The following is a 26,685-nucleotide window of genomic DNA, read 5'->3' as shown; positions in this document are numbered from 1 at the left end:
TATGTTAAATTTTTTAAACATTGTAAAAAAAATATCAAAAACATATTGACTCTATAGTTACTATAGAGTTTATAATTAAAACTATAAAAAAGCAAAATAAGTGTCAGATTTTTAGAAATTATAACAAATATAAAAGTATACTTAAAAAGTTTGTATTAATTAAAGCTGAATTGGTGAAATTTGGCAGGGAAAACGTTGTATAAATAGGTCAAAATAGGAGGAATTAAAATGAGTAATAATATTAATCAAGATTTGGAGACAAAAATAATACATTGGGGACATAGTGCAGATCCAACAACAGGTGCATTAGCTACTCCAATATGTCAAACAGCAACATTTGCTGCAAAGACAGTAGAGCATTTTGAAGAGTTATGTATGACATGGGGGTATGTATATACAAGAGAGTGTAATCCGACACTTACAGAGCTAGAGGCTAAATTAGCTATGCTTGAAAATGCAGAAAGTGCTATTTCTAGTACATCAGGTATGGGAGCAATAACATCTACTATATTAGCATTAGTAAAAAGTGGAGACCATATAGTTAGTTCTGATGGAATATTCTCACATACTAAATTATTTATGTCTGAGTTGTTAGCCAAATTTGGAGTTGAAGTTACATTTGTAGATGCAGTAAACCCACAAAATGTAAAAGATGCAATGAAATCAAATACTAAGATAGTTTATATAGAAAGTCCATTAAATCCATCATTAGATTTAGTAGATATAAAAACAATAGCAGAAATTGCTCACGAAAATAAGAGTTTAGCTATTGTTGACAGCACTTTTGGTACTCCAATTATACAAAGGCCAATAGACTTAGGCGCAGACTTAGTAATACATAGTCTTACTAAGTTTATAAATGGACATGGAGATACTTTAGGGGGAGCAGTAGCAGGTTCAAAGGAATTAATAGATTTAGTTAGATGGCCAAGTTTATGTTGTTTTACAGGAGCATCTTTACCACCAATGAGTGCATGGATGATTTTAAGAGGTATGAAAACGTTAGACATGAGAATGAAAAAACACTGTGAAAATGGATTGGCAGTAGCAGAGTTTTTAGAGCAAGAAGAAAATGTAGAACTGGTAAAATATCCAGCACTAAAAACTCATCCTCAGTATGAACTTTGTAAAACTCAAATGAATGGTTTAGGTGGAGGAGTAGTTTCATTTAAACTTAAAGACGGAATAAATGGATTAACAAGAGACCAAGCTAGTAGAAAATTAATGAACTCTTTAGAACTTGCAACAATAGCAACAAGTTTAGGAGAAGAACATACATTAGTTCAAATGAATGGAGAAAATCTAATAAGAATAGCAGTAGGATTAGAGTCTGCAAATGATATAATAAATGACTTTAAACAAGCTATAGAAAAATTAAAATAAAGTTATATAAATAAAACTAGAAAATTATAAAATCTTAAGGAGACAAAATCATGGAAAACAAAAGTAATGTTAAGAGATTTTTGGTAATATTCATATTGGCATTTGGAACAACAGCTATGTATAGTTTACCATATATGAAGTCATCATTTTATGATCCAATGCAACAAGCATTAGCATTGAGTCATACGCAAATAGGGAACTTATTGAGTTTATATGGATTAGTAGGAATGGTATCTTATTTTATAGGTGGATGGTTTGCTGATAGATTTTCAGTTAGAAAACTGATAACTTTTTCTTTAATTGCTTCAGGAGCATTAGGGTTTTACTTCTCAACATTTCCATCATACAACATGATTCTTTTAATATTTGTATTATGGGGATTTACAACAATATTAACATTCTTCTCAGCTTCTGTTAAGGTTGTTAGAATGCAAGGTAGTGAATCAGAGCAAGGAAGAATATTTGGATTTTATGAAGGTTTATCAGGGGTATCAGGTACATTAATTTCTTTTATAGGTCTTTACTTCTTTGGAAAATTTGCTGAAATAACTATTGGATTTAAGTATGTAGTATGGTTATATTCTGCAGCATCTATAATATGTGGTATACTTTTATTCTTCTTAGTAGAAGAAAAGAAAGATACTGGAGCATCAGATGAAGGATTAAGCATTAAATCATTACTAAAAGTAGTTACAATGCCAAAAGCTTGGCTGATTGGTCTTATAATATTTTCAACTTACTTAGTATTTTCAAGTTTAACTTATTTAAGCCCATACTTATCAGAAGTTTATGTAATGCCAATGACTTTAGTTTCAGCTTTATCAATAATTAGAACTTATGTTATAAAAATGGGAGCATCTCCTATTGCAGGTGTTATAACAGATAAAGTTGGTTCATCTATAAGAGTAATGTTTGTAGGATTTATATTAATGACAATAAGTACAGCAGCTTACTTAGTAATCCCTAAGAGTGCAGCACTTATATGGATAGCTGTAATAAATATGATAATACTAAGTGTAATCTTATTTGGATTTAGAGGTATATACTTTGCATCTGTTTCAGAGTCTAATATATCTTTAGAAACTACAGGAGCAGTAGTTGGATTCGCTTCATTTATAGGATTTTCTCCAGATGCATTTTACTATACAGTTGCAGGTAACTGGTTAGATAAATATGGACAAACAGGATATACGTATATATTTATTCTATCTGTAGTGTGTGCAGTTATAGGTATATTTGCCACTTATGCTTTAAATAAAATAAATAAAAAAGAAAATAAAAACTTGAATAATAAAATCGCTTAAATACTTATAATTATTTATATAACTCTACCTATTTTTTTAAAATGGGTAGAGTTGTTCATGTTTAAAATAATAATAGTTTTAGTTTAGAGATTTCATGATTGTAAAATAAATTTATAACATGTGGTATAAAGTAAGTTTAATTAAAAAATAACAGTAACTATTTAAATGTTAAAATAGAAAATTAAGACAATAATAAGAATATGGAGAGTAGATATGTTAGCATTATGGGAAAATGGAATTATAATTATATTTGCATTTCTATTGTTAGGGATAGGCTATTATTTTTCTAGAAATGTAAAAGATATGGAAAGTTATTACCTAGGAAATCGAAGTTTACCATGGTCTTTGATAGTAGGTACTTTGGTTGCCTCTTGGTATGGTGGAGTTGGTACAGTTGGCAGTGTAGAGTATGCAGCTATATATGGGATATCTGCATGGGCAGTATGGTCAATAGCTGCACATATTGGAAGAATGCCTTTAGCATTGTGGGTTGGACCAAGAATTCATATAAGAACTAATATAACAGTTCCTGATTTATTAGAAAGTTTTTATGGAAAGCAAGTTGCTATAATTGGAGCAGTTTTAATGTTTATATATTGTGCACAACTTGGAGAAATAACAGCTATGGGAACTATAGGTAATGTAGCTTGGGGAATTGATAAACAGCTAATAGGGTTTATAATGGTAGTGGTAGTAGTTATATTGACAGTTCTTGGTGGTCTTATGGGAGTTGCCATTACAGATATGGTATTGTTTTTCTGCATGGTATTTGGTCTAACTATGGTTATGCCAGGTCAATTTGACCAAATAGGTGGTTTTCAAGGTCTTACAGAAGCACTTAAAGATGCACCTCAGTTAATGCATCCTACAAAAGGTATGTCAGCAATGAAAGCATTGATGTTAATAGTATATTCATTTGGAGCTTATTCAGACCCAACGTTTTACCAAAGATTTTCAGCAGCAGATTCTCCAAAAGTTGGGAGAAGAGCTTTATTGACTTGTTTTTCTCTATGGATATGTTTTGACATGGTATTAACTATGACAGGTCTTATAGTTAGAGCCACTTATCCAGAAATGGCTCCAGCAGCTGGGTATATAACTTTAGTTTTAAATACATTGCCAGAAGGTATAAGAGTTATATTTATAATCGGAATTTTAGGTTCAATAATATCAACACTAGATAGTTATTATCTAGCAGCAGGAGCTACCTTAGCAAATGATATATATGGAAGAATTACTAAAAAAGAATTATCTCAAAAGCAATTAGTTAAATTTACTAGAATAGGTGTATGTTTAGCGGCAGTTATGGGACTTAGTGTGGCGTTTAGATTTGAAAATGTATATGATGCATGTATATTTGTAGGAAGTATTTGGATGGGTTCAGCATTTGTACCTATAGTAGGAGGTCTTCTTGGTAATGGAAGAAGAACATCTATGGGTGGTATTTTGGGAATGATTGTAGGCGGAGTAACTTTTGGTTATTTTAAAATGTTTCCAGTTCAAAGTTTTGAATTAGAACCTCTTGTTATAGCCATCCCTCTTTCATTTATTGCATGGACAATAGGAAATAGAATAGGTAAAAATTTAAATACACAAAATAATCTATAAAAAGGGAGTAGTTATTATGTCTAAATTGGTATCTAAAGTAAAAAAAGATTTGGAAATAAAATGGCTTGGTATAGATGGTTTTTTAGTACTATTATACTTTTTAATAACAGGATTTATATTTTATGGTATAGTAACTAGAAATGATATTATAGTTGGAAAGATAATCCCATATGGAGTCATGATAGCAGTAGTTATAATATTTTTTGATTATCTATATAGAGTATTTAAAATGACAGGAAAAAAAGATGAAAGGGAATGATTTTATGGATATAAGAGCATTGCCTATAAAAATTACAAAAGATGAAGCTATAGATATAGCAAAAAGTGGAAATAATTCATTACTAAGTAGACTGATATTAAAAAATAAAGAAGTTCATGAAGTTAGACTTCATTATATAGAGTTTAAAGTCGTTACACTTAAAATTCATCAAAATAAATCTATTTTCATGAAAAAAAAACAAACTAGTAATACAAATGAATTAAATATTTTAGTAAATGGTTCTACGGGTGCTGGCAGTATAGTACAAGAACTACCAGTGTCTGAAATTGTAAAAAATGTAGATAATGACATCATACAATATAGTGATAAGGATGAAAGGAGAGTAAAATCAAAGGCAAATAAAATGGCTATAAGATTAAGTCACAGGTTTATGGGGGGTATACCAGAGATAGAGATAGTTAAAATTAAAAGTATCTTTAGACCATACTGGGTAGTATTCTTTGGAAAAGTGGAATTAAATACAAGAGTAAGTTACTTGCCAATTGAAGCAGATGGTTTTGTTATAGGAATGTAGGATATTTTATATAAATATATTTTACACTTATTGTATAATACATATTGAGAGAAGATATAATAGCTAGTTATATACAAGTATCTTTTATACTAGATAACCTAATTTATGATAAGTGAGTTTAAGGTGTATAGGTTATAATTATGGAGGAAATTAATTCTTATGATAAACTATAAATATACAGGGTTTTATATAGAAAAGCCAGTAGGAAATAATGTATTTTCATATGAAGAGAGAAAAAATAAGAGTATATATGTTCCAAAACTAATAAGTGGAACATTGGATGATGTGAAATTAGGAAACAAAGTCGTATTTAATGAAATTGATGAAAATAAAGAGATAAAAGCAAAAGGATTGGAAAATATGGTCGAATATGTCCTGGGAAATAAAAGAATATATGTTTTTGATAATCATAACCATGCATTTTATTTTTGGATAAAATCTATGATGGCAAATGAATTCACAAGAGGATGTAAACTAGTACATGTAGATCAACATAAGGATACTAGAGAGCCTAAAAACTACAATGTAGATATAAATAATCTGGAGGACGTATTTAGGTATACAAATGAGGTTTTAAATGTAGGAAGTTTTATAAAACCAGCATTAAAACATAATATATTTTCAGAATTAATAATAATAGATAGCTCATATGGCTTTGATTTAGATATAGAGCCAGAGTTTGTTCTTGACATAGATTTAGATATATTTTCAGAGGATATGGACTATATACCATTTGATTTTAAACTAGAAAAGATAAAAAATCTAATTAAAAAGGCTAAAGTTGTAACAATTGCTACAAGTCCTTACTTTATAAACCAAGAGTATGCTATAAAAGTATTAAAAGAATTGTTTAATTATGATATAATGTAAGAGTTAACTTTAAATAGAATATGGTATAATCAAAAAGAAGAAACTTCCAATCTAACTAAAAGATTTTATACTATAAAAAAACTAAAAAAATATAGATATACTTAGGAGGAAAAAAGTATGAGTTTATATACTGAATGGAGAAATTTAAGTGATAACCACGAAAGTCAAGAAACAGAGGTAAAATTCTGGGAAGAATATTTAAAAGTTGAAGCTGGAATATACAATGAAATATTAAATAGTAAAATGGATGTTGTTGAAGGTAAAGTAAGTGAATTAGCTGAGAAATTTGGAACTACTAATGAATTTTTCATGGGATTCATAGATGGAATAAGTGAAAGTTTAAAAGAAGATATAGTTTTAGAAGATGTAGAAGCTGATAAAGAAGTTTCTATAAAAATAGATTGGGAAAAATTATATAACAATATGGTAACTGTTGAGGCTCATTGGCTATATAATTTACAAGGTTGGGAAGAAATATTACCAGCAGACCAAAGAAAAGAAATAATAAAAGCATACAAAAAATCTAAAACAGTAGTTAAAGAAGCAAAAATAGGAAGAAATGATTCATGCCCATGTGGAAGTGGTAAAAAATATAAGAAATGTTGTGGAAAGTAAGGTAATCTTATGTTTATTTTAAGATTTGCAGATGATGATGACAACTTATCAGTTAAAGATTTTACATCTTTAACTGATTTAAAAAAATATATTAGTGAAAATAGTATAGATAAAACATGGCATCAAATTGAAGAAGTTAAGAAAGTAATACCTAACCTAAAAGAGGAATAAAATTAAGTAACATTAAAAAGAATATTAAAAAATAGTTGTCAATAGTTGTCTATAAGGACAACTATTTCTATTTTTAGATATAAATATAAAATATACAGGGGGTATAAATATGAAATTTATTGATTTGCATTGTGATACTATAGCAAAATTAATGGAGAATGTAGAAACAAGTGAACTTAAAACTAACAAATATTCTGTTGATATAGACAGGCTGAAAAAAGGGGATTCATTGGCTCAAACATTTGCTCTTTTCGTTGATACTGAAGAAGTAAAACATCCTTTTGATTACTGTATGAGTATGGCAGATAAATTTCATAAAGAAATGAAAAAAAATAGTGATGTAATAGCTCTAGCTACTAACTATGAAGAAATTATGAAAAATCAATCAGAGAATAAGCTTACAGCGCTTTTATCTATAGAGGAAGGAGCAGTGCTTGAAGGTAGAATAGAAAACTTAAAGAAGTTTTATGATTTAGGCGTTAGAATGATGACAATAAGTTGGAATCATGTGAATGAGTTAAGCTTTCCTCATAATAATATAGAGTATAGAGAAAAAGGTCTTACAGATTTTGGTAGAGAAGTTGTACATAAGATGAATGAGCTAGGTATGCTAGTTGATGTTTCTCATATTTCAGATGGTGGATTTTATGAAATTGCAAAAATATCCTCTAAACCAATAATAGCTACACATTCAAATTCAAGAGCAATGATGAATCATACTAGAAACCTAACTGATGATATGATTAAAGTGTTGGCTAATAAAGGTGGGGTTACAGGAATTAACTTCTTCCACTTATTTTTAGGCGATAAAAGCGAAAGTAAGCTTGAAGATATGGTTAGACATATAAAACATATTGTAAATGTTGGAGGAATTGATGTTGTAGCTCTAGGCTCAGATTTCGATGGAATAGATTCAAAAGTTGAGATTGAGGATATATCTCAAATGGGTAAATTATACGAGCCTCTAAAAAAAGAAGGATTTAGTGAAGATGAAATAGAAAAAATATACTATAAAAACGCTTTAAGAGTAATAAAAGAAGTGTTATAAGAAATGTTTTTTTGACATTAGGAAACAAAGTTTTATATCGAACATAGTATAAACTAAGATAAAAATTTATTGGAGGTTTAACTATGAAGGTAGGAGACATTGTAGCTAGAAAGTCACATAACAAAGATATTGTATTTAAAATAGTCTCTTTTGGTGTAGATGAAAATAATGAAAAAATAGCTATACTAAAAGGAATTGCATTTAGAGTAATAGCAGATGCTTATATTGATGACCTTGAATTAGTAAAAGCACCTGATATAAAAGATATATTAATAGATAAAAATGTAGAAAATTTATTATATAAGTCAGTAAGAAAGGCTAAAGAGAGACAGAAAAAGATGACAAGGGCAGTTCCAAAACTTCAATTAAATTCTAACACATATGGAATGCCTGGAAAAGTATTACAAATAGATGGAGATAAAGAGTATTTAAAAATTTGTTTGGATGTATATGCTCAACTTGGAATACCTGCAGTAGGAGTAGCAGTTTCAGAGCAAAACCAGCATAAAGAAGTAAGAGCATTACTAGAAAAATATAATCCGGATATACTAGTAATTACAGGACATGATGCAATGACAGTAAAAAGAGGGGATATAGAAGATATGAATAACTATAGAAACTCTTTAAATTTTATGAAAACAGTTAGAGAAGCACGTAAATGGCAACCAAATTTGGATAATCTTGTAATATTTGCAGGAGCATGTCAGTCGAATTATGAAAAAATAATAAATGCAGGAGCGAATTATGCAAGTTCCCCTGGTAGAATAATGATACATGCTTTAGACCCTGTTTTTGTAGTAGAAAAAATTGCATGCTCAAGAATTGATGTAGTAGTACCTATTGATGAGGTTATAGAGCAGACTATCACAGGTGTTAAGGGTATTGGTGGCTCTGAAACAAGAGGGAAATTTAGATGGGCAATGCCAAAAACAATATTGCACTAACAAAAATTAACATAATTATACTGTATATATTCAAAAATAGTATTGACATTTTTGCAAAAAATATATAAAATAATTAGTTTAAACGTTTGACAAAAATGTTTATATGTGATATTATGTAAACATATAAACGTTAAAGAAGGTGATATTGTGGCTACTGTTCAAACTCTAGATAAGATAAGAGTAAGCTTAGAAAGACATATAGGAAAGAAAATATTGTTGAAAGCTAATAAAGGAAGAAAGCAGATTATTACAAAAGAGGGTATACTAGAAAAAGTTTATCCAAGCGTGTTTGTTATAAAATTAGATGATGAAAGTAATGGATATCCTAGGGTATCTTATAGTTACTCAGATTTATTAACATCTAATGTAAAGTTGCAAGTTTTTAGAGATCAAGATAAATTACAAATAAGTTAAAATTATACCTATTAAAAATAGGTGTAATTTTTTTTTTGTTCCTTAAATATAAATATAGTGTGATATTTTTATAATACTTAAGGAGGTAAACTATGGAATTAATTAAAGATGTAATTAAAATTGACAATAGAATAGACTTTGGGAAATTTCAAACATTTATTGAGGCGGAAGCAGTAGTGCCAGACAAGAAGCTAGATGTATATGAGATTGTAAAGACTGAGGGTTACATATCACTTAAAAAAATTGAGATAGCAGATGGAAAGATACTTTGTAGAGGAAGTTTTAATTACAACGTAATTTACATCGCAGACGATAAAAATACTGTTTCTAATGTAGATGGAAAAGTAGATATAAACGAAGTAATAGAAAAAGATAATGTTATGCAAGATATGGAATACATGTTATTTTCAGAGGTAGAGCATATGGACTGCACTATAATGAATGAGAGAAAGATTAAAGTAGGAGCTCTTATGAATATAAGAGGAAGTTTATTTGAAAAACAGAGATTAGATATTGTAAAGGATGTAGCGCAAGTAGAAGGCATACAAAAGCATAGAAAGGAAATTTGTTTTCAAGATATAGTGGGAATAGAAAAAGCAGAAAGTTCTATAAGAGACACTATAACTATAAATACAGAAGAAATTCAATCTATAATAAGCTTAAATCCTTGTGTTAAAGTAAAAGAAAGTAGAGTAACTGATAATAAGGTTATTATTGGTGGAGTATTAGAAATAAATCCATTGGCTTGTACATATGAGGGTGAACTTGTAGAGTTAGATAGAGTGGGTATAGAGTTCACTCAGTTTGTAGAAGTTCCTGGAGTGAGTGATGGTATGACAGAGGAAGTATTATTGTCCATGTCAGACTTTAATCATATTTTTAAACAAAATAGTGAAAGTAATACAGGTCTATTAGAAATAGATTGTATGGCTTGTTGCAAGGTAAAAGTTACAGATGAAGTAACAAGAGAGGTATTACAAGATGCATACTCTCCTCAAAAGATAATAAAATTTGACCATAAACCTATTCAATTAAATAAGACTTTAAGAAATAGTGAAGAAACATTTATGGTTAGAGAAGGAATAAGAAATGATAATGATGATATACAAATAAAAGATATTGTAAGCGTTTGTCCAACTATGTCTATAGAAAATAGCTACATTGAAGGAAATAAAAGTATTATACAAGGGATTATAAAAGTTGAAATTTTATTTATTCCAGTTGAAGGGCTAAAATTAGTTTATAAAATTAGTGAAGAAATTCCATTTGAACATGATATAGAGATGGATAACTTAACTGATACAGCATCAGTATTTAATACGGCATGTATTGATAAAATTGAGGTTGATTTGAATAGAGACCAAATAGATTTGGTTATAAAAATCAAAAGATTTACTGAAGCATTAGATAAAAAGGCAGAAAGCTTTATTGTTAAGGGTGAAGATCAAGGTGTGTATGATTTATCTAAAGCCCCAAGTATAATTGTATATATATGTAAAGAAGGAGATACTTTCTGGAATATTGCAAAAAAATACAATACAACAGAAAATGAAATTGCAGAACTCAATGATATAAAACTTGACGAAGCAATTAAGCCTGGCAAGTGTCTTATTTTAGAAAAAAAAGTCGTATTAGTAGATTAATATTAAAAAATTTAAAGTAATTAAGTATAATAGGGTATTATAATACCCTATTATTTTATTTTTTGTAGTATAATATTATTGTTAGTGATGCATTATTCTTTAAACAAGGAGGATAGAATGGATTTTATAAAACTAAAGAGCAGGGCAAAAATAAATTTATCCATTGATGTCTTAGGAAAAAGGCAAGACGGTTATCATTTTGTTGAAATGATAATGCAAACGATAGATTTATACGATATAGTAAAAATAAAGGGATTAGATAAAGATGAAATAGAGATAAAAAGCACTAGTTTAGATATCCCTTTAGATGAAGATAATATTGTTTATAAAGCTGCCAAAATACTTAAGAATAGATTTAATATAAAAAAAGGCGTAGAAGTATTCATAGAAAAAAATATTCCTGTAGCAGCAGGTATGGCTGGAGGAAGTTCCAATGCCGCCGCAGTATTAGTAGGATTAAATGAATTATGGAAACTTGAGTTATCTGAAGATGAATTAAAAGACATCGGATTTAACTTGGGAGCAGATGTTCCATTTTGTATATCAGGAAGGCCTGCTTTAGCTCAAGGTGTTGGAGAAAAACTAACAGATATTAAAGGTTTACCATGTGATATAAGTATTTTAATATGTAAACCAGAATTATTTGTTTCTACAAAAGAAGTTTATCAAGGGTTAGATTTGAATAATATTAAAAAAAGACCTAATAATAAATATTTGATGGAGTGTTTAAATTCAGAAGACATAAAAGCTGTATCAGAAAATATGGTAAATGTTCTTGAAAATGTTACTATAAGTAAATATGAAGAGATAAATAATATAAAGCAAGTTATGATGAAAAATAATGCTTTAGGTTCTATGATGAGTGGAAGTGGTCCTACAGTTTTTGGATTATTTGAAAGTAAAGAAGATGCTCTAATTGGAAAAAAAGAATTATTAAAAAAATATAAACAGGTATATGTTGTTAACAGCAGTCAAAAAGGGGTTGAAATTTGTGGAGAATTTAACTAAACTGAACTTGGATAATTACAAGCCATTAAGAGATGTAGTCTTCGAAAATTTAAGAGAGGCAATCTTAGAAGGGAAATTAAAGCCTGGTCAAAGGCTGATGGAAGTACAACTAGCAGAACAATTAGGAGTAAGTAGAACTCCAGTAAGAGAGGCAATAAGAAAGCTTGAATTAGAAGGTTTAGTTGTTATGTTGCCTAGAAAAGGTGCATATGTAGCAAATATGTCATTAAAGGATCTTCTAGATGTATTAGAGGTAAGAGCAAGCTTAGAAGGTCTAGCAGCGTCTCTTGCTGCTGAAAGAATTGGTGATGATGATATAAAAAAACTTAAGGATATATCAGAAGCGTTAAAAAAAAGCATTTTGGAATCAGATTTAGATGCACTATTGAAACAAGATGTAGAATTTCATGAATGTATATTTAAAGCAACAAACAATAAAAAGTTAATCCAATTGATAAACTCCTTATGGGAACAAGTGTATAGGTTTAGAGTTACTTATATGTCTGATTACGACTCATCGCTTAATATTGTTGAAGAACATAGATTTTTACTTGATGCCATAATAAAAGGTGATAGTGAGTTGTCTAAGAAATATGCTACAGAGCATATAGAAAAAGCAGAACAATTTATGATAGATAAGGCTATGATGAATAAAGACTTATAAAATTTAAAAAACTACTTTGAAATGTTTATAAACATTTCAAAGTAGTTTTTTTATTGATATTGAAAATATTATGAATAAATTAAATTTAAATGGACATAATTGATGATATAAATTTATCTTGAGGGGGATTTTTCAATGAGAAAAATTAAAGTTAGGTTGGGAATATTAATATTAAGTCTTATATCAGTCATATCAATAATGACGATAGTAATAAATGGTGAAGTAAAAAAAATTGATAATATATCAAAAGACTATAAAGATAAATTAATAAGATTTCATGTCATAGCAAATAGTAATACAGATGAAGATCAAGAACTTAAATTAAAAGTTAGGGATGAAGTAGTAAAATATTTACAACCAAAACTACAAAACTCAAAAAGTATAGAGGAAAGTGAAGCTATTATAAAAAAAGAATATAGTACTCTGGAAGAAATAAGTAAAAATATTATTCTTGAAAATGGATATAATTACAGTGTAAAGGTAGGTATACAATATAGTAACTTTCCTACAAAACAATATTCTAATATAGTTCTTCCAGCAGGTGAATATAAAGCATTAAAAATTATAATTGGAAAAGGTGAAGGAAAAAACTGGTGGTGTGTTATGTTTCCTCCATTATGTTTTGTTGATGAGTCTAATGGAGTTATAGACAAATCTACAGATGATAAGTTAAAAGAAGTTTTAACTGACAAGGAATATAAGCTAATAAAACAAGACACACCAAAGAAAACAAGCAGAGTAAAAATCAAGTTTAAAGTAATTGAAGTAGTAAAGGATTTAGAAGAAAAATTTTAAAAAAATAAAATTATAAGGAGTGGTTTTAATCATGGACAGGTGGAGTAAACTGATAGCTATATTACTAGCTTTAACCTATATATTTATGCCTATTAAAGAGGTATATGCAGATGAGCCAACAGAGACAGCTAAGAAAGTAAACAAACAAGAAAAAAATGTAGCAAAAAAGGAAGTAATAAATTTATCTGATAATGATTTAATGTTACTGTCTAAATTGGTTGCAGGTGAAGCTAGAGGAGAAAGCTATGAGGGACAGGTTGCTGTAGCAGCTGTAGTAATAAACAGAGTATTGGACCCTAGATTTCCAGATTCAATAGAGGAAGTTATATATCAGAAGAATGCTTTCTCAGTTGTGCTTGATGGTTCAATAAACAAGACACCAACAGATTCAGCATGTAAAGCAGCTAAAGAAGCTCTTTATGGAACTGACCCAACAAATAAAGCAGTATATTTCTGGAACCCAGAAATAGCCACTTGCAAATGGATAAATAGACTAAATCCATATCTGAGAATAGGGAATCATGTGTTTGCAAAATAAATTTAAATTTTTGAGTACTGAGAGGAGTTGTCTTTTTCTAGAAATTATTTTCTAATTTGAGATAGCTCCTTTATTTTTTGTTTAAAATAAACTATAATAATCATTTAGGTAATAATATATTAACTGTGAATATAAAAATAAATTTTAGCGATAAATAAGATGTTGTTAAACACAAAAATGTAAAGTAGGTGTTGTATAAAAATGAGCAATAGACCAATAGGAGTTTTTGATTCGGGATTAGGCGGATTGACGGTTTTGAAAGAAATAATGAAGATATTACCAAATGAGGATATAATATATTTTGGAGATACTGCTAGAATACCATATGGTTCGAGATCTAAGGAGACTATAATTAAATATACTTTTCAAGCTATAAATTTTCTAAAAACTAAGGATGTAAAAGCTATAGTTATAGCTTGTAATACTGCTACTGCGAGAAGTTTAAAAGAGGCTCAAGAAAAATATGATATACCAATAATAGGAGTTATAGAAGCCGGTGCTAGGACAGCTGTAAGTTCCACTAAAAACAAGACTGTAGGTATAATTGGAACAGAAGGAACTATAAGTTCAAAGGCATATAATTTAGAAATATCTAAAATAGATAAAAATATAGAAATTGTTAATAAAGCATGTCCTTTATTTGTACCAATTGTTGAAGAAGGATGGGCTAACACAGAAGTAGCTAAGTTAACAGCAAAGATATATCTACAAGAATTAAAAGATAAGAATATAGACTCTTTGGTATTAGGATGTACTCATTATCCTATTTTAAAGAGAACAATAGGTGAAGAGGTTGGAGAACACATAAAATTGGTTAATCCAGCTAAAGAGACAGCTAAAGATTTAAAAAAGATTTTAGAAGAAAGAAACATTATAAATAGCAAAGAAGCTCATGGAATTTATCAATATTATGTATCAGACATACATGAAAAATTTTCAGATATAGCGAAAGAATTTTTAAAGAAAAAAATTGATAAAATTCAAAAAGTGGAGATACAAAAATATTAGTTTATATGAAGAAGTCTATGGAGGAAAAATCGTTGAGTGTAAAAATAAGCATAAATACTAGACAATATGATGAAAAAGGTAATATGGACACCATAGAGATGACTACTTTTGGTAAAATTTTTTATAAAAATGATGGAATATATGTTATTTACAAGGAAAAAGAAGACAATATAGAAATAACTAATACTATAAAAATACTTAAAAATGAAGTTAGTATTAAAAAGTTTGGTTCTATTAATTCAACTATGATGTTTAAATGTGGAGAAAGCAGTGCTACAAAATATGTAACCCCACAAGGTACCTTATTAATTGATATTGACACAAGAGAATTGGATATAAATATACAAGAAGGGGAACACATAAAATTGAAAATAGACTATAATATAAAGATACAAGATTTATTTTTAGGTAGAAACAAAATAGATATATACATAGATATTAAATAATAACTATAGCTATTTTCCAGAAATTTTATAAAGGTAGTGAAAAAACTACCTTTTATTTAATTTATTTGGTATTATTATATTTATATTAAACTTTAATTTCTTAAAATTGATACAAGGGTTTAGCGTTTTTTTATAGAAAGTATACTTAAAAGTGAATAAAACTAAGTGTAAGAGGGATAAATATGATATTTGATAAGGTACTAAGTACTATAAATAAACATAATTTAATACAAAAAGGCGATAAAATAGTTTTGGGTCTTTCTGGAGGACCTGATTCAGTTTGTTTATTGCATGTACTAAATAGATTAAAAAAAGATTTTAATATAGAAATATATGCAGCACATTTAAATCATCAAATAAGAGGAATAGAAGCTCAAAAAGATGCATTATATGTATCTAAGCTTTGTGAGGATATGGGAATTGTATTCTTTGTAAAGTCTATTAATGTACCAAAATATTGTGAAAATGAGGGGTTATCATTAGAAGAAGGAGCAAGGAAGCTAAGATATGAAATGTTTTATGAAATTAAGGATAAGATTAAAGCTAACAAAATAGCTATAGGCCATAATCTCAATGACCAAGCTGAGACTGTCATGATGCGTATTATGAGAGGAACAGGTCTTAAAGGGTTAAAAGGAATTGATTATATTAGAGATAACTGTATAATTAGACCAATCTTGGATGTAGAGAGAATAGATATAGAGGAATATTGTAAGGCTTATAATTTAAATCCTAGAATAGATAAAACAAATTTAGAAAACATATACACTAGAAATAAAATAAGGTTAGACCTTTTACCATATATGAAGGATAATTTTAATTCAAATGTAATAGAATCTATAGTGAGGATGAGCAATAGCTTAAAAAGTGACAACGATTATATTGAGAAAGAGGCAGAAGCTAAATTTAGAGAAGTTTCAAATATAAAAGAAAAGAGCTTTGTAGAGATAAATTTAGAAGATTTTATTTGCTTACATGATGCTATCAAAGTTAGGGTTCTTAGAAATTCTATAAAACATATACTAGGAGATACTAATTTTGTTGATCAAAAACATATAGAGGACATAATGTCTTTAGAAAGTGATTCAAAAGTAAATAAAATGATAACTCTTCCGAGAAATATATTTGTTTATAGAAAAAAAGACAGTATAATATTAACCAATGAGGAAATTGTTAGTGAGGAAATTGAATTTTATTACAATATACCTAGTAATGGGTTTATAAAAATAAAAGAATTAAAACAAATTATTGAGACCCAAGTAATGAGTATAGATAGGTATAAGAGTATGAAATTAGACAATTCATCTAAAGGGTTTGATTTTAATAAGGTAAAAGGGGGTATAGTAATAAGGAGCAGAAGGCAAGGTGATAAGATAAAACTTGCTATGGGAAGTAAAAAAGTGAAGGATTTATTCATAGATTTAAAAATCCCAAGAGAAGAAAGATGTAAAATTCCTATAATCACAGATAGTGAAGGAATAATATGTGTTGGAGATTATAAAATCAGTGAGAATTATAAAATTGATGAAAGCACAAAAGAAGTATTAAAAATTAATTTTAACAAATTATAGGGCAAAGCAATGTATGAAAGGAGGGCTTCTATATTGAATAAGTTGCTAAAAGGGGCAGGTTTTTATCTACTTGTTTTTATAATTATAGTAGGTATAGTTCAATTCTCAGGTAAGCCTACAGAAAAAATAAAAGATTTAAAATTTTCCCAAGTATATAGGGAATTAACAGATGAGAATATATCAAGATTGTACTTTGTAAATCAAACTTCTGTAGAAGGTACTATAAAAGATACAAATACAAAGTTTAAATCATATGTTCCAACAGAAATAATGGGAGATAAACTTGCAGATGAAGTGTTAGATCAAGCTAAGGCTGGAAAATTAACATTTGGTGGTGAAGCTAAACCATCTACACCTTGGTTTGTTGAGATGCTACCTACATTACTGTTAATATTCTTTATGGTAATTCTTTGGTTTGTATTTATGAATCAGTCTCAAGGTGGAGGCGGAAAGGTTATGAGCTTTGGTAAGTCAAAGGCTAAGGTTCATAAGGATGATGAAAAAACTAGAGTTACGTTTAAAGATGTAGCTGGATTGGATGAAGAAAAAGAAGATTTACAAGAAGTAGTAGACTTCTTGAAGAATCCTAAGAAATATATTGAATTAGGGGCAAGGATACCAAAAGGAATGCTTATGGTAGGACCTCCTGGAACTGGTAAAACATATCTATCAAGAGCAGTTGCTGGAGAAGCAGGAGTGCCATTTTTCAGTATAAGTGGTTCTGATTTCGTTGAGATGTTTGTTGGGGTTGGGGCTTCAAGAGTAAGAGATTTATTTGAGCAAGCTAAAAAAAGCGCTCCAGCTATAATATTTATAGATGAAATCGATGCAGTTGGTAGAAAGAGAGGAGCAGGTCTTGGTGGAGGTCATGATGAAAGAGAACAAACTCTTAATCAACTTCTAGTTGAGATGGATGGATTTGGAGTAAACCAAGGTATAATAATCATGGCAGCAACAAATAGACCAGATATACTTGACCCAGCTTTACTTAGACCAGGAAGATTTGACAGACAAGTAGTTGTTGGTACACCAGATGTAAAAGGTAGAGAAGCTATATTTAAAGTTCACTCAAGAAATAAACCGCTAAATGATGATGTTAAAATGGATGTATTAGCTAGAAGAACACCAGGATTTACTCCTGCTGATATAGAAAACTTAATGAATGAAGCTGCAATACTAACAGCTAGAAAAAGAGAAAAGAAAATTAAGATGGAAACTATAGAAGAAGCTATAACAAAGGTTATAGCAGGTGTAGCTAAGAAATCGAGAGTAATAAGTGAAAAAGAAAGAAGACTTACAGCATATCATGAAGGCGGGCATGCAGTTTGTGCTCATATACTTGAGGAAGTAAGTCCTGTTCATCAAGTTACAATAGTACCAAGAGGAAGAGCAGGAGGATTTACAATGCAGCTTCCTGTTGAAGATAAGTTCTATGCTACTAAAAATGAGATGAAAGAGAACATAGTAGTTTTACTTGGAGGTAGAGTAGCAGAAGAGTTAGTGCTAAAAGATGTGTCTACAGGAGCATCAAATGACTTAGAAAGAGTTACAGCTACTGCAAGAAGTATGGTAACAAAATATGGAATGAGTTCTAAACTTGGTCCAATGTCATTTGACAGTGATGATGAAGTATTTTTAGGTAATAGTTTTTCAAGTAAGAGAAACTATTCTGAAGAGGTTGCTTTTGAGATAGACCAAGAAACAAAACGTATAGTTGATGGTGCATATGATAAGACAAGAAGTATATTACAAGAAAACATGGATAGACTGGAGTATGTAGCACAAGCCTTACTTATCTATGAAACTTTAGATGCAGATCAATTTATAAAAGCATTTAATAAAGAATTACCATTAAATGATATTGAAAATGCAATTACAGAGGAAAATTCTCCTAAAGAAAATGAAGAGCAATTAACTATAAATCTAGAAAAAGATAGAGAAGAAAGAAACAATGTTGTTGATATAAATAAAAATCAAGAAAATAAATCTGATGAAGATAAATAATTTTAAAATATTGATTATTTTAAGAGTATTATCTATTAAGGATTAAATATTAAGACTGAAAGTATAATGTTAAATTGATAAACAAAGTATATTTGCATATATCAATCTAATTAATACTTTCAGTTTTTTTTGTGATTTTAGCAAAGATTAGGCAAAATATTAAGCTATGGGAATTAATGGTATGGGTATATAAGTTTACTTATGATAATATATTAAAAAGGAATTTTAAAATTAGTAGTATTAAAAATATATTAATAATGTATAATTACTTATTAGAAGAAAAGAAGTCATGAAATCATATCATATTAGAGGTGAAGTATGCGAGAGAAGATAATAGAAATTATATTAAATAATAAATCTGAGTTTATTTCGGGTGAAGAGTTGTCAAAGCAATTAGGTGTGTCACGTGCAGCTATATGGAAACATATGAAAGCTCTAAAAGAAGAGGGATATAATATAGAATCTGTAAATAAGAAAGGTTATAGATTAACAGAAAATCCAACTGATTTATTAAGTCCACAGAATATCTACTATAAATTAAATACAGAGTTTATTGGTAAGAATATTGAGCATCTTGATACTATAGATTCAACTAATGAATACGCAAAAAGAGTGGCTGTGAATAGTATAGATGGAACTGTGATTTTAAGTGAACATCAAAATATGGGAAAAGGACGATTAGGAAGAAATTGGGATTCCAAACCCCATGAAGGGATTTGGATGAGTATTATTCTAAAACCAGATATGGAACCGTTTAAAGCACCATTTATAACTTTAATAGCAGGAGCAAGTGTAACACAAGCTTTAAATAATCTAGGGGCAAAGACTTTGATAAAATGGCCAAATGATGTTATTTTAAATGGGAAAAAAATATGTGGTATACTAACAGAATTGTCTGCTGAGATTGAAAGAACAAATTATGTTGTTCTTGGTATTGGAATAAATGTTAAAATAATGGACTTTGATTCAGAAATAGCTGAGAAAGCTACCTCATTGTATAAAGAAGGATACAAATTGTCTAGAGTAGATATTGTCAGAAATGTATTGGCTGAATTTGAAAAGTTATATTTAGATTATATTGCAAATAACTCAAAAGAAGAAACTTTAAAAATATGTAGAGATTATTCTGCTATTATAGATAAGAATATATATGTACTAAAAGGAAATGATAAAGAATTAGTTAAATGCTTAGATATAAATGAAGATGGTAACTTAGTAGTTCAGGGTAGTGATGGAAGTGTAAAAGAAATTGTTTCAGGTGAAGTTTCTATAAGAGGAGAAAATGGATATGTATGATAATATTTTAGATATAGAAGGTTTAAAGGTTGGGCAAGTTGAGGATAGAATAGGGCTGACTGGATGTACAGTAGTGATTTGTGAAGAAGGTGCAGTTTGTGGTGTTGATGTAAGAGGGTCGGCTCCAGGAACCAGAGAAACCGATTTATTAGACCCTGTAAATATGGTTCAAAAAGTTCATGCTATAGTTTTAGCAGGAGGTTCTGCATATGGTCTTGAATCTACTTGTGGAGTAAGTAGATACTTAGAAGAAAGAGGAATTGGTTTTGATGTTGGAGTTGGAAAAGTTCCTATAGTTGTTGGAGCAGTTTTATTTGATTTAGGAGTAGGAGATTTTAAGTGTAGACCAGATATACAAATGGGTTATAAAGCTTGTGAGGCGGCAAATACAACTGTTTTAAATCAAGGTAATTATGGAGCAGGATGTGGAGCTACTGTTGGAAAGATAAGAGGGCAAGAATATGCTATGAAAGGTGGAATAGGAAGTTATTCTATAAAACTAGATAATGGCTTGATTGTATCTGCATTAATTGCTGTAAATGCTCTTGGAGATGTTTATGAGGATGGTAAGGTTATAGCAGGCGCCTTAAATGATAAAAAAACAGAAACAATTGATACATATAAATTGATGAAACAAGGTGCAAGTAAAGGTGGATTTAGTATAGATAATACTACAATTGGAGTTATAGCTACGAATGCTAAACTCACTAAAGCTGAATGTAAAAAAATATCTCAAATGGGTCATGATGGGTATGCAAAAGCTATTTTTCCTATCCATACACCTCATGATGGAGATACAATATTCACAATGTCAAAAGGTGAAATAGAAGCAGATATAACGTTATTAGGTTCATTGGCTGTAGAGGCTGTGGAAAAAAGTATAATAAATGCAGTAAAAAAAGCTGATAGTGTAGAAAATATAATAGCATATAAAGACATAGTAAAAAAATGAGAAATATGATGAAATTAGCATATTTTTCTTGTCAAATTGTTGACAATGACAACTCATCTTGATAAAATTATTCTTGTTAGAGCAGGCATCCTGAAAGTAGTAGCCTGACTCATAATGATAAGAAACAAGAGTAAGAAAAATCAAAAAATTAAGTAGTCCGGCATCGTTAGTGAGCTGGAACGGAGGTGTATTTTTTATGATGAACACAAGTGCATCAGTAAGAAAAGTAAATGTAAGAAAGATGACTATAATAGGGGTACTATCAGCTATTTCTATTATGCTATCTATGACTCCATTGGGATTTATTCCAGTTGGACCTACAAAAGCAACTATAATGCATATACCAGTTATTATTGGAGCTATTATGGAAGGACCAATAGTTGGGGCAGCAATAGGCTTTATATTTGGAGTATCAAGTCTTTTAAACGCTATAGTAAACCCAACAGTAACATCTTTTGTTTTTATAAATCCATTAGTTTCAATATTGCCAAGAGTTATGATAGGTATATTGGCTTATTATGTATATCAACTAATAATCAATGCTACAAGTAAGGTATACATATCTGGATTAATTACAGGAGCTGTAGGTTCTTTGTTAAATACAGCTGGTGTTTTAGGAATGATATATGTTTTATATGCTGACAAGTATCTTCAAGCAATGGGTCAAAATGGTTCAGCAGGAAAGGTTATAATGGCTCTTGCCGCAGCAAATGGAGTACCAGAAGCAATAGTAGGAGCTTTAGTAGTAGCTGCCGTTGCTGCTGTACTTAAGAAAAGCAAAAAATAGAAAGAAGGTTAATGACATATGCTTCTAGTATTTGATGTTGGAAATACTAATATGGTTTTAGGTATATATAAGGGTGACAAGTTAGTTAATTATTGGAGAATTAAAACAGATAAGGAAAAAACATCTGATGAATATGGAATTCTAATAAGTAGCTTATTTAAGTATGATGATGTGGATATAAATGCTATTGATGATGTAATAATATCATCTGTAGTTCCAAACGTTATGCATTCTCTTGAAAATTTTTGTATAAAATACTGTAAAAAGCATCCATTGATAGTAGGTCCAGGCATAAAAACAGGTCTAAATATAAAATATGATAATCCAAAACAAGTTGGAGCAGACAGGATAGTTAATGCTGTAGCAGGCATAGAAAAATATGGGGCACCAAGTATACTTGTAGATTTTGGAACAGCAACTACATTTTGTGCTATTTCTGAAAAAGGTGAATATCTAGGGGGTACAATAGCACCAGGAATAAAGATATCTAGTGAGGCATTATTCCAAAGTGCATCTAAATTGCCTAGAGTAGAATTAGCAAAACCAGGTATGACTATTTGTAAAAGTACTGTATCGGCTATGCAATCTGGCATAATTTATGGATATGTAGGTTTAGTTGATAAAATAATAAATATGATGAAAAAAGAATTAAATTGTGATGATGTTAAAGTTATAGCTACAGGTGGGCTAGCTAAACTAATTGCTTCAGAAACAAAAAGTATAGATTATGTAGATGGTTTTTTAACGCTAGAAGGATTAAGAATAATATATGAAAAAAACCAAGAATAATTAATACAGGGAATTGGATTATATATCCAGTTCCCTTTTTATGATAGTTTTTTAGTGTTATGTGGTATATTATAATGAGGAAATGCAGATTTAGAAATAAAATCACAAAAACAAAGGAAAAAATAGGAGAAAAACGATGAAAATAGGAAATTTAGAATTAAAAAATAAAGTTTTTCTGTCACCTATGGCAGGGGTAACAGACCTTCCATTTAGATTAATTTGTAAAGAACAAGAATGTGGACTTTTATATACAGAAATGATAAATGGTAAGGCACTTTGCTATGATGATGAAAATACTAAAAAAATGCTTAAGATAGAAAAAGAAGAACATCCTGTAGCTGTTCAGATATTTGGTTCTGAGCCAGATTTTATGGGAAGAGCAGCAGAAATAATGAACGAATATCCAAATGAAATCCTTGATATAAATATGGGATGTCCAGCTCCAAAAGTAGTTAAAAATGGGGATGGTTCAGCACTTATGAAAAATCCTAAACTTGCAGAGCAGGTATTAAAGGCAGTAGTGAAGAATTCAAAGAAACCAGTTACTTTAAAAATAAGAAAAGGATGGGATGATAATAGTATAAATGCTGTTGAGATAGCAAAGATAGCAGAAGCTTGTGGAATAAGTGCTTTAGCAATACATGGAAGAACGAGAGAGCAATATTATACAGGTAAAGCAGACTGGAATATAATTGCAGATATTAAGAAAAATTTAAATATACCTGTTATAGGAAATGGTGATGTATTTACAATAGAAGATTCAATAAATATGTTAGACAAAACGGGTTGTGATGCTATAATGATAGGTAGGGGTGCTCAGGGTAACCCATGGATATTTAAAAGAATAAACCATTATATGAATACAGGCGAGATTTTACCAGAGCCAACTCTTAACGAAAAGATAAGTACTGCCATTAAACATTTAAAGCTTGCAGTAGAAGAACATGGAGAGTATGTAGCTGTAAGGGAAATGAGAAAACACATCGCTTGGTATTTAAAAGGTCTTAGAAACTCTGCAAGATTAAGAGATGAAATTAATAAAATAGAAGACTATCAAGAAGTTGTGTCGAAATTGGAGTACTATATGGAAGACTCCTTGACATAAAAATAATAGTGACTTATAATATAGCGCATAAATTAAAAAAAGATTATAAAAATTTTAAAATATAATTAGGAAAATTCCTAAGAAATTTGTGAAGGAGTTGTATTTATAATGGAAGAGAATAAAGAGTTTTTATTGACACAAGAGGGATACGATAAATTAGAAGAAGAATTAGAGAATTTAAAGGTTGTAAAGAGAAAAGAAGTTGCAGAGAGAATAAAGGTTGCTATATCTTTTGGTGATTTATCTGAAAATGCTGAGTATGATGAAGCTAAAAAGGAACAGGCACAGGTTGAAGAAAGAATCTTAAAATTAGAAAATATGGTTAGAAAAGCTGTTATCATAGATGAAAGCAAAATAGACCTTAATGTTGTTACAATAGGTTCAATAGTTAAAGTTAAAGATTTAGAATTTGATGAAGATGTTGAATATACTATAGTTGGTTCAACAGAAGCAGACCCATATGATGGCAAAATATCAAACGAATCTCCTGTAGGAAAAGCGCTTTTAGGAAGAGCTGTTAAAGAGGTTGTAGAGGTGCAAGTTCCTGATGGAGTTGCTAAGTTTGAAATATTAGAAATAAGAAGATAATCTGGAGGAAAAAAATGAAAAATAATCAACAAAGCAATGAAGAAGCACAAATTCAAGAAGACCTTAGTGAAGTACTTCAAGTAAGAAGAGATAAACTAAAAAAATTACAAGAATCAGGTAGAGACCCTTTCAAAGAAAGTAGATATGATAGAACTCATTATTCTATGGAAATAAAAGATAACTTTGAAACTCTTGAAGGTCAAACTACAAAAATAGCAGGACGTATCATGAGCAAGAGAATACAAGGTAAAGCTGGTTTTATAGATATTCAAGACCAAGAAGGAAGAATTCAATCTTATGTAAGATTAGATGCTATAGGGGAAGAAGAATATAGTGTATTTTCAACATATGATATTGGAGACATAGTTGGTATTGAAGGGGAAATATTTAGAACTAAAAGGGGCGAAATATCTGTAAAGGCTAAATCTGTAGTATTATTATGCAAATCTTTACAAGTTTTACCAGAAAAATATCATGGATTAAAAGATCAAGAATTAAGATATAGACAAAGATATGTTGATTTAATAGTGAACCCAGAAGTAAAAAATGCTTTTTTAATTAGAACGAAAGCATTAAAGGCATTGAGAGCGTATTTAGATGACAGAGGATTTTTAGAAGTTGAGACTCCAATATTAAATACTATAGCTGGTGGAGCGAATGCTAGACCTTTTATAACTAACCATAACACTTTACATATACCAATGTATTTAAGAATAGCAAACGAATTATACTTAAAGAGACTTATTGTTGGTGGATTTGATAAAGTTTATGAAATGGGAAGAATGTTTAGAAATGAAGGTATGGATTTAAAACATAATCCTGAATATACTGCTATAGAATTATATCAAGCATATGCAGACTACACTGATATGATGGAGATAACAGAAAATGTTGTTGCACATATGGCTGAAGTTGCTACAGGAAGCATGATAATCAACTATCAAGGAACAGAAATAAACTTTACACCTCCTTGGAAGAGAATGACTATGGAAGATTGTGTGAAGGAATATTCTGGCGTAGATTTTTCTGCAATAAATACAGATGAAGAAGCATTAGAAGTTGCTAGAGAAAAAGGAATAGAAATAAAGCCTGGAATGAGAAGAGGGGAAGTAATAAATGCTTTCTTTGAAGAGTTTGGAGAAGATAAATTAATCCAACCAACATTTATAACACATCATCCAGTTGAAGTATCTCCATTATCTAAGAGAAATACTGAAGACCCAAGAAGAACTGATAGATTTGAAGCTTTTGCTAATAAATGGGAGTTAGCTAATGCATTTTCTGAGCTTAATGACCCAATTGACCAAAAAGGAAGATTTATGGACCAATTGAGAAAAAGAGAATTAGGTGATGATGAAGCTTTTGAGATGGATGATGATTTCTTAAAAGCATTAGAAGTAGGTTTACCTCCTACAGGTGGACTAGGAATAGGTATAGATAGAGTTATTATGCTATTAACTAATTCTCCATCTATAAGAGATGTATTATTATTCCCTACTATGAAACCTATTGATAATAATCAAAATAAAGAAGAAGAAGAAAAATAAAAAATACAAGCATTCTACTAAGTTTTAAATAAAATAGAGCTATTAAATTATCAATAAATAGCTTTATTTTATTTAAAATGTCAATGTAGAATGCTTTTTATATGTTCTAAAGAAGTTTTCATGTATTTAATTTATAAATTACCAACAAACGTTACAAATTGATATTAGTTTTTGTTGATTGGAACTTTATATTTAGAAAATATGATTGAAAGTAATTTATTATGAAAATATTTAAAGTAATTTTTGGGAAGGAAAAAGGAATAATTTTTGAGAATACTATATATAAAAAATTATTGGGGGAATGTGTGATGTTTCAAGTAATTGATTTTTTATGTTTAGTTTGTATTGGATTTTTAGTTCTTGATGTTATGGTATATTTTTGTAAGGATGCAATGGATATATTTGAAAGTACAACTAAGGTTAATAAAGTTAAGAGTATAAATGTTTGGGCAGATAGAGTCAGAGCCAACTCATATTCTTACGAAAATAAAATTGCAAAATAGGAAAAACTGTATATGCATGTGTTACTTGTAATATCAAGGGTTATATCTGTTAGTTTTAGTTAAAAGTATTAAAAAAAACAAAGAGTTATAACCTTTTTTAAAATAAAAAACAAAAAAAGTATTGACGAATTATTTTTAAGGTGATATAGTATTACTTGTCCCCAAGAAAAGGGCAAACATGAAAAATGAACTTTGAAAATTAAACAGTAGGTTAATTTATAAAAACAAGAAACAAACCATAAAGCCAGATATTTAGATAACAATAGTATCTGAGCCTGATAAACTTTTAT

General features: G+C 29.4%; 28 protein-coding genes. All 28 read left to right on the top strand.

Going from position 1 to position 26,685, the window contains the following annotated elements:
* The first annotated feature begins 228 nt into the window (after window positions 1-228).
* On the top strand, window positions 229-1,383 hold the full coding sequence (locus IC218_RS17220; protein WP_227437567.1) for a trans-sulfuration enzyme family protein: 1,155 nt from the start codon (window positions 229-231) through the stop codon (window positions 1,381-1,383).
* A gap of 50 nt (window positions 1,384-1,433) precedes the next feature.
* On the top strand, window positions 1,434-2,687 hold the full coding sequence (locus tag IC218_RS17215) for an MFS transporter (RefSeq protein ID WP_227437565.1): 1,254 nt from the start codon (window positions 1,434-1,436) through the stop codon (window positions 2,685-2,687).
* A 213-nt stretch (window positions 2,688-2,900) separates the two neighbouring features.
* Window positions 2,901-4,295, top strand: coding sequence for a sodium:solute symporter family protein (locus tag IC218_RS17210; protein ID WP_227437563.1), 1,395 nt, complete (start codon window positions 2,901-2,903; stop codon window positions 4,293-4,295).
* A gap of 16 nt (window positions 4,296-4,311) precedes the next feature.
* Window positions 4,312-4,554 (top strand): hypothetical protein, encoded by a 243-nt coding sequence (locus IC218_RS17205; RefSeq protein ID WP_227483275.1) that lies wholly within the window; start codon window positions 4,312-4,314, stop codon window positions 4,552-4,554.
* Window positions 4,541-5,089 (top strand): hypothetical protein, encoded by a 549-nt coding sequence (locus IC218_RS17200; RefSeq protein ID WP_227825046.1) that lies wholly within the window; start codon window positions 4,541-4,543, stop codon window positions 5,087-5,089. The genes IC218_RS17205 and IC218_RS17200 overlap by 14 nt, the downstream gene beginning before the upstream one ends.
* Before the next feature lie 159 nt (window positions 5,090-5,248).
* On the top strand, window positions 5,249-5,959 hold the full coding sequence (locus tag IC218_RS17195; RefSeq protein WP_227825045.1) for a UPF0489 family protein: 711 nt from the start codon (window positions 5,249-5,251) through the stop codon (window positions 5,957-5,959).
* Between the two features lie 117 nt (window positions 5,960-6,076).
* Window positions 6,077-6,574, top strand: a complete 498-nt coding sequence (locus IC218_RS17190; protein WP_227437554.1) for an SEC-C metal-binding domain-containing protein — start codon at window positions 6,077-6,079, stop codon at window positions 6,572-6,574.
* A gap of 9 nt (window positions 6,575-6,583) precedes the next feature.
* Window positions 6,584-6,745 carry a hypothetical protein gene (locus IC218_RS17185; protein WP_227437552.1) on the top strand — a complete coding sequence of 54 codons (162 nt, stop codon included), beginning with the start codon at window positions 6,584-6,586 and terminating at the stop codon, window positions 6,743-6,745.
* Window positions 6,746-6,854: 109 nt separating this feature from the next.
* Window positions 6,855-7,793, top strand: a complete 939-nt coding sequence (locus IC218_RS17180) for a dipeptidase (protein ID WP_227483273.1) — start codon at window positions 6,855-6,857, stop codon at window positions 7,791-7,793.
* Window positions 7,794-7,876: 83 nt separating this feature from the next.
* Entirely contained in the window at window positions 7,877-8,737 is an 861-nt protein-coding gene (yabG, locus tag IC218_RS17175) for a sporulation peptidase YabG (RefSeq protein ID WP_227437548.1), read from the top strand.
* 147 nt (window positions 8,738-8,884) lie between these two features.
* The gene (locus tag IC218_RS17170) at window positions 8,885-9,151 is read left to right on the top strand and encodes a Veg family protein (protein WP_009892135.1); all 267 of its coding nucleotides are present in this window, start codon (window positions 8,885-8,887) and stop codon (window positions 9,149-9,151) included.
* Window positions 9,152-9,243: 92 nt separating this feature from the next.
* Window positions 9,244-10,794, top strand: coding sequence for a DUF3794 and LysM peptidoglycan-binding domain-containing protein (locus IC218_RS17165; protein WP_227437546.1), 1,551 nt, complete (start codon window positions 9,244-9,246; stop codon window positions 10,792-10,794).
* A 117-nt stretch (window positions 10,795-10,911) separates the two neighbouring features.
* Window positions 10,912-11,802: a 4-(cytidine 5'-diphospho)-2-C-methyl-D-erythritol kinase gene (gene ispE / locus IC218_RS17160; RefSeq protein WP_227437544.1), complete on the top strand. Its 891-nt coding sequence runs from the start codon at window positions 10,912-10,914 to the stop codon at window positions 11,800-11,802.
* Window positions 11,786-12,466, top strand: a complete 681-nt coding sequence (locus tag IC218_RS17155; RefSeq protein ID WP_227437541.1) for a GntR family transcriptional regulator — start codon at window positions 11,786-11,788, stop codon at window positions 12,464-12,466. Before ispE ends, IC218_RS17155 begins: the two co-directional genes overlap by 17 nt.
* Before the next feature lie 135 nt (window positions 12,467-12,601).
* Entirely contained in the window at window positions 12,602-13,261 is a 660-nt protein-coding gene (gene spoIIR, locus IC218_RS17150) for a stage II sporulation protein R (RefSeq protein ID WP_227437539.1), read from the top strand.
* A 31-nt stretch (window positions 13,262-13,292) separates the two neighbouring features.
* The gene (locus tag IC218_RS17145; protein ID WP_227483272.1) at window positions 13,293-13,799 is read left to right on the top strand and encodes a cell wall hydrolase; all 507 of its coding nucleotides are present in this window, start codon (window positions 13,293-13,295) and stop codon (window positions 13,797-13,799) included.
* A 201-nt stretch (window positions 13,800-14,000) separates the two neighbouring features.
* Entirely contained in the window at window positions 14,001-14,807 is an 807-nt protein-coding gene (murI, locus tag IC218_RS17140; protein ID WP_227437535.1) for a glutamate racemase, read from the top strand.
* A gap of 17 nt (window positions 14,808-14,824) precedes the next feature.
* Entirely contained in the window at window positions 14,825-15,253 is a 429-nt protein-coding gene (locus IC218_RS17135; protein ID WP_413927336.1) for a DUF1934 domain-containing protein, read from the top strand.
* A 182-nt stretch (window positions 15,254-15,435) separates the two neighbouring features.
* Entirely contained in the window at window positions 15,436-16,824 is a 1,389-nt protein-coding gene (gene tilS, locus IC218_RS17130; protein ID WP_227437532.1) for a tRNA lysidine(34) synthetase TilS, read from the top strand.
* 33 nt (window positions 16,825-16,857) lie between these two features.
* A complete protein-coding gene (ftsH, locus tag IC218_RS17125) occupies window positions 16,858-18,828 on the top strand; it encodes an ATP-dependent zinc metalloprotease FtsH (RefSeq protein ID WP_227437529.1) in 1,971 nt (656 codons plus the stop codon).
* Window positions 18,829-19,146: 318 nt separating this feature from the next.
* On the top strand, window positions 19,147-20,124 hold the full coding sequence (locus tag IC218_RS17120) for a biotin--[acetyl-CoA-carboxylase] ligase (protein ID WP_227825043.1): 978 nt from the start codon (window positions 19,147-19,149) through the stop codon (window positions 20,122-20,124).
* On the top strand, window positions 20,117-21,076 hold the full coding sequence (locus IC218_RS17115) for a P1 family peptidase (protein WP_227483269.1): 960 nt from the start codon (window positions 20,117-20,119) through the stop codon (window positions 21,074-21,076). The genes IC218_RS17120 and IC218_RS17115 overlap by 8 nt, the downstream gene beginning before the upstream one ends.
* Before the next feature lie 196 nt (window positions 21,077-21,272).
* The gene (locus tag IC218_RS17110) at window positions 21,273-21,863 is read left to right on the top strand and encodes an ECF transporter S component (protein ID WP_227483268.1); all 591 of its coding nucleotides are present in this window, start codon (window positions 21,273-21,275) and stop codon (window positions 21,861-21,863) included.
* An 18-nt stretch (window positions 21,864-21,881) separates the two neighbouring features.
* Complete coding sequence (locus IC218_RS17105; RefSeq protein WP_227437521.1) at window positions 21,882-22,652, top strand: type III pantothenate kinase; 771 nt, start codon at window positions 21,882-21,884, stop codon at window positions 22,650-22,652.
* 136 nt (window positions 22,653-22,788) lie between these two features.
* The gene (gene dusB / locus IC218_RS17100) at window positions 22,789-23,757 is read left to right on the top strand and encodes a tRNA dihydrouridine synthase DusB (RefSeq protein ID WP_227437519.1); all 969 of its coding nucleotides are present in this window, start codon (window positions 22,789-22,791) and stop codon (window positions 23,755-23,757) included.
* Between the two features lie 108 nt (window positions 23,758-23,865).
* Window positions 23,866-24,345 (top strand): transcription elongation factor GreA, encoded by a 480-nt coding sequence (gene greA, locus IC218_RS17095; protein ID WP_021386470.1) that lies wholly within the window; start codon window positions 23,866-23,868, stop codon window positions 24,343-24,345.
* A gap of 14 nt (window positions 24,346-24,359) precedes the next feature.
* Window positions 24,360-25,892 carry a lysine--tRNA ligase gene (lysS, locus tag IC218_RS17090; RefSeq protein ID WP_227825042.1) on the top strand — a complete coding sequence of 511 codons (1,533 nt, stop codon included), beginning with the start codon at window positions 24,360-24,362 and terminating at the stop codon, window positions 25,890-25,892.
* 308 nt (window positions 25,893-26,200) lie between these two features.
* Entirely contained in the window at window positions 26,201-26,395 is a 195-nt protein-coding gene (locus tag IC218_RS17085) for a hypothetical protein (RefSeq protein ID WP_227483267.1), read from the top strand.
* Window positions 26,396-26,685 lie beyond the last annotated feature (290 nt).

This window comes from Clostridioides sp. ES-S-0005-03, assembly GCF_020658455.1.
In the GTDB taxonomy this organism is placed as follows: domain Bacteria; phylum Bacillota; class Clostridia; order Peptostreptococcales; family Peptostreptococcaceae; genus Clostridioides.
Note: the sequence above shows the minus strand (reverse complement) of the source record. Positions and strands in the feature narration are given on the sequence as shown.

Excerpts from the sequence above, each read along its gene's own strand:
- IC218_RS17220 (WP_227437567.1), top strand. The coding sequence starts at position 229 with ATGAGTAATAATATTAATCAAGATTTGGAGACAAAAATAATACATTGG.
- IC218_RS17215 (WP_227437565.1), top strand. The coding sequence starts at position 1,434 with ATGGAAAACAAAAGTAATGTTAAGAGATTTTTGGTAATATTCATATTG.
- IC218_RS17210 (WP_227437563.1), top strand. The coding sequence starts at position 2,901 with ATGTTAGCATTATGGGAAAATGGAATTATAATTATATTTGCATTTCTA.
- IC218_RS17205 (WP_227483275.1), top strand. The coding sequence starts at position 4,312 with ATGTCTAAATTGGTATCTAAAGTAAAAAAAGATTTGGAAATAAAATGG.
- IC218_RS17200 (WP_227825046.1), top strand. The coding sequence starts at position 4,541 with ATGAAAGGGAATGATTTTATGGATATAAGAGCATTGCCTATAAAAATT.
- IC218_RS17195 (WP_227825045.1), top strand. The coding sequence starts at position 5,249 with ATGATAAACTATAAATATACAGGGTTTTATATAGAAAAGCCAGTAGGA.
- IC218_RS17190 (WP_227437554.1), top strand. The coding sequence starts at position 6,077 with ATGAGTTTATATACTGAATGGAGAAATTTAAGTGATAACCACGAAAGT.
- IC218_RS17185 (WP_227437552.1), top strand. The coding sequence starts at position 6,584 with ATGTTTATTTTAAGATTTGCAGATGATGATGACAACTTATCAGTTAAA.
- IC218_RS17180 (WP_227483273.1), top strand. The coding sequence starts at position 6,855 with ATGAAATTTATTGATTTGCATTGTGATACTATAGCAAAATTAATGGAG.
- yabG (WP_227437548.1), top strand. The coding sequence starts at position 7,877 with ATGAAGGTAGGAGACATTGTAGCTAGAAAGTCACATAACAAAGATATT.
- IC218_RS17165 (WP_227437546.1), top strand. The coding sequence starts at position 9,244 with ATGGAATTAATTAAAGATGTAATTAAAATTGACAATAGAATAGACTTT.
- ispE (WP_227437544.1), top strand. The coding sequence starts at position 10,912 with ATGGATTTTATAAAACTAAAGAGCAGGGCAAAAATAAATTTATCCATT.
- spoIIR (WP_227437539.1), top strand. The coding sequence starts at position 12,602 with ATGAGAAAAATTAAAGTTAGGTTGGGAATATTAATATTAAGTCTTATA.
- IC218_RS17145 (WP_227483272.1), top strand. The coding sequence starts at position 13,293 with ATGGACAGGTGGAGTAAACTGATAGCTATATTACTAGCTTTAACCTAT.
- murI (WP_227437535.1), top strand. The coding sequence starts at position 14,001 with ATGAGCAATAGACCAATAGGAGTTTTTGATTCGGGATTAGGCGGATTG.
- IC218_RS17135 (WP_413927336.1), top strand. The coding sequence starts at position 14,825 with ATGGAGGAAAAATCGTTGAGTGTAAAAATAAGCATAAATACTAGACAA.
- tilS (WP_227437532.1), top strand. The coding sequence starts at position 15,436 with ATGATATTTGATAAGGTACTAAGTACTATAAATAAACATAATTTAATA.
- IC218_RS17120 (WP_227825043.1), top strand. The coding sequence starts at position 19,147 with ATGCGAGAGAAGATAATAGAAATTATATTAAATAATAAATCTGAGTTT.
- IC218_RS17115 (WP_227483269.1), top strand. The coding sequence starts at position 20,117 with ATGTATGATAATATTTTAGATATAGAAGGTTTAAAGGTTGGGCAAGTT.
- IC218_RS17110 (WP_227483268.1), top strand. The coding sequence starts at position 21,273 with ATGATGAACACAAGTGCATCAGTAAGAAAAGTAAATGTAAGAAAGATG.
- IC218_RS17105 (WP_227437521.1), top strand. The coding sequence starts at position 21,882 with ATGCTTCTAGTATTTGATGTTGGAAATACTAATATGGTTTTAGGTATA.
- dusB (WP_227437519.1), top strand. The coding sequence starts at position 22,789 with ATGAAAATAGGAAATTTAGAATTAAAAAATAAAGTTTTTCTGTCACCT.
- greA (WP_021386470.1), top strand. The coding sequence starts at position 23,866 with ATGGAAGAGAATAAAGAGTTTTTATTGACACAAGAGGGATACGATAAA.
- lysS (WP_227825042.1), top strand. The coding sequence starts at position 24,360 with ATGAAAAATAATCAACAAAGCAATGAAGAAGCACAAATTCAAGAAGAC.
- IC218_RS17085 (WP_227483267.1), top strand. The coding sequence starts at position 26,201 with ATGTTTCAAGTAATTGATTTTTTATGTTTAGTTTGTATTGGATTTTTA.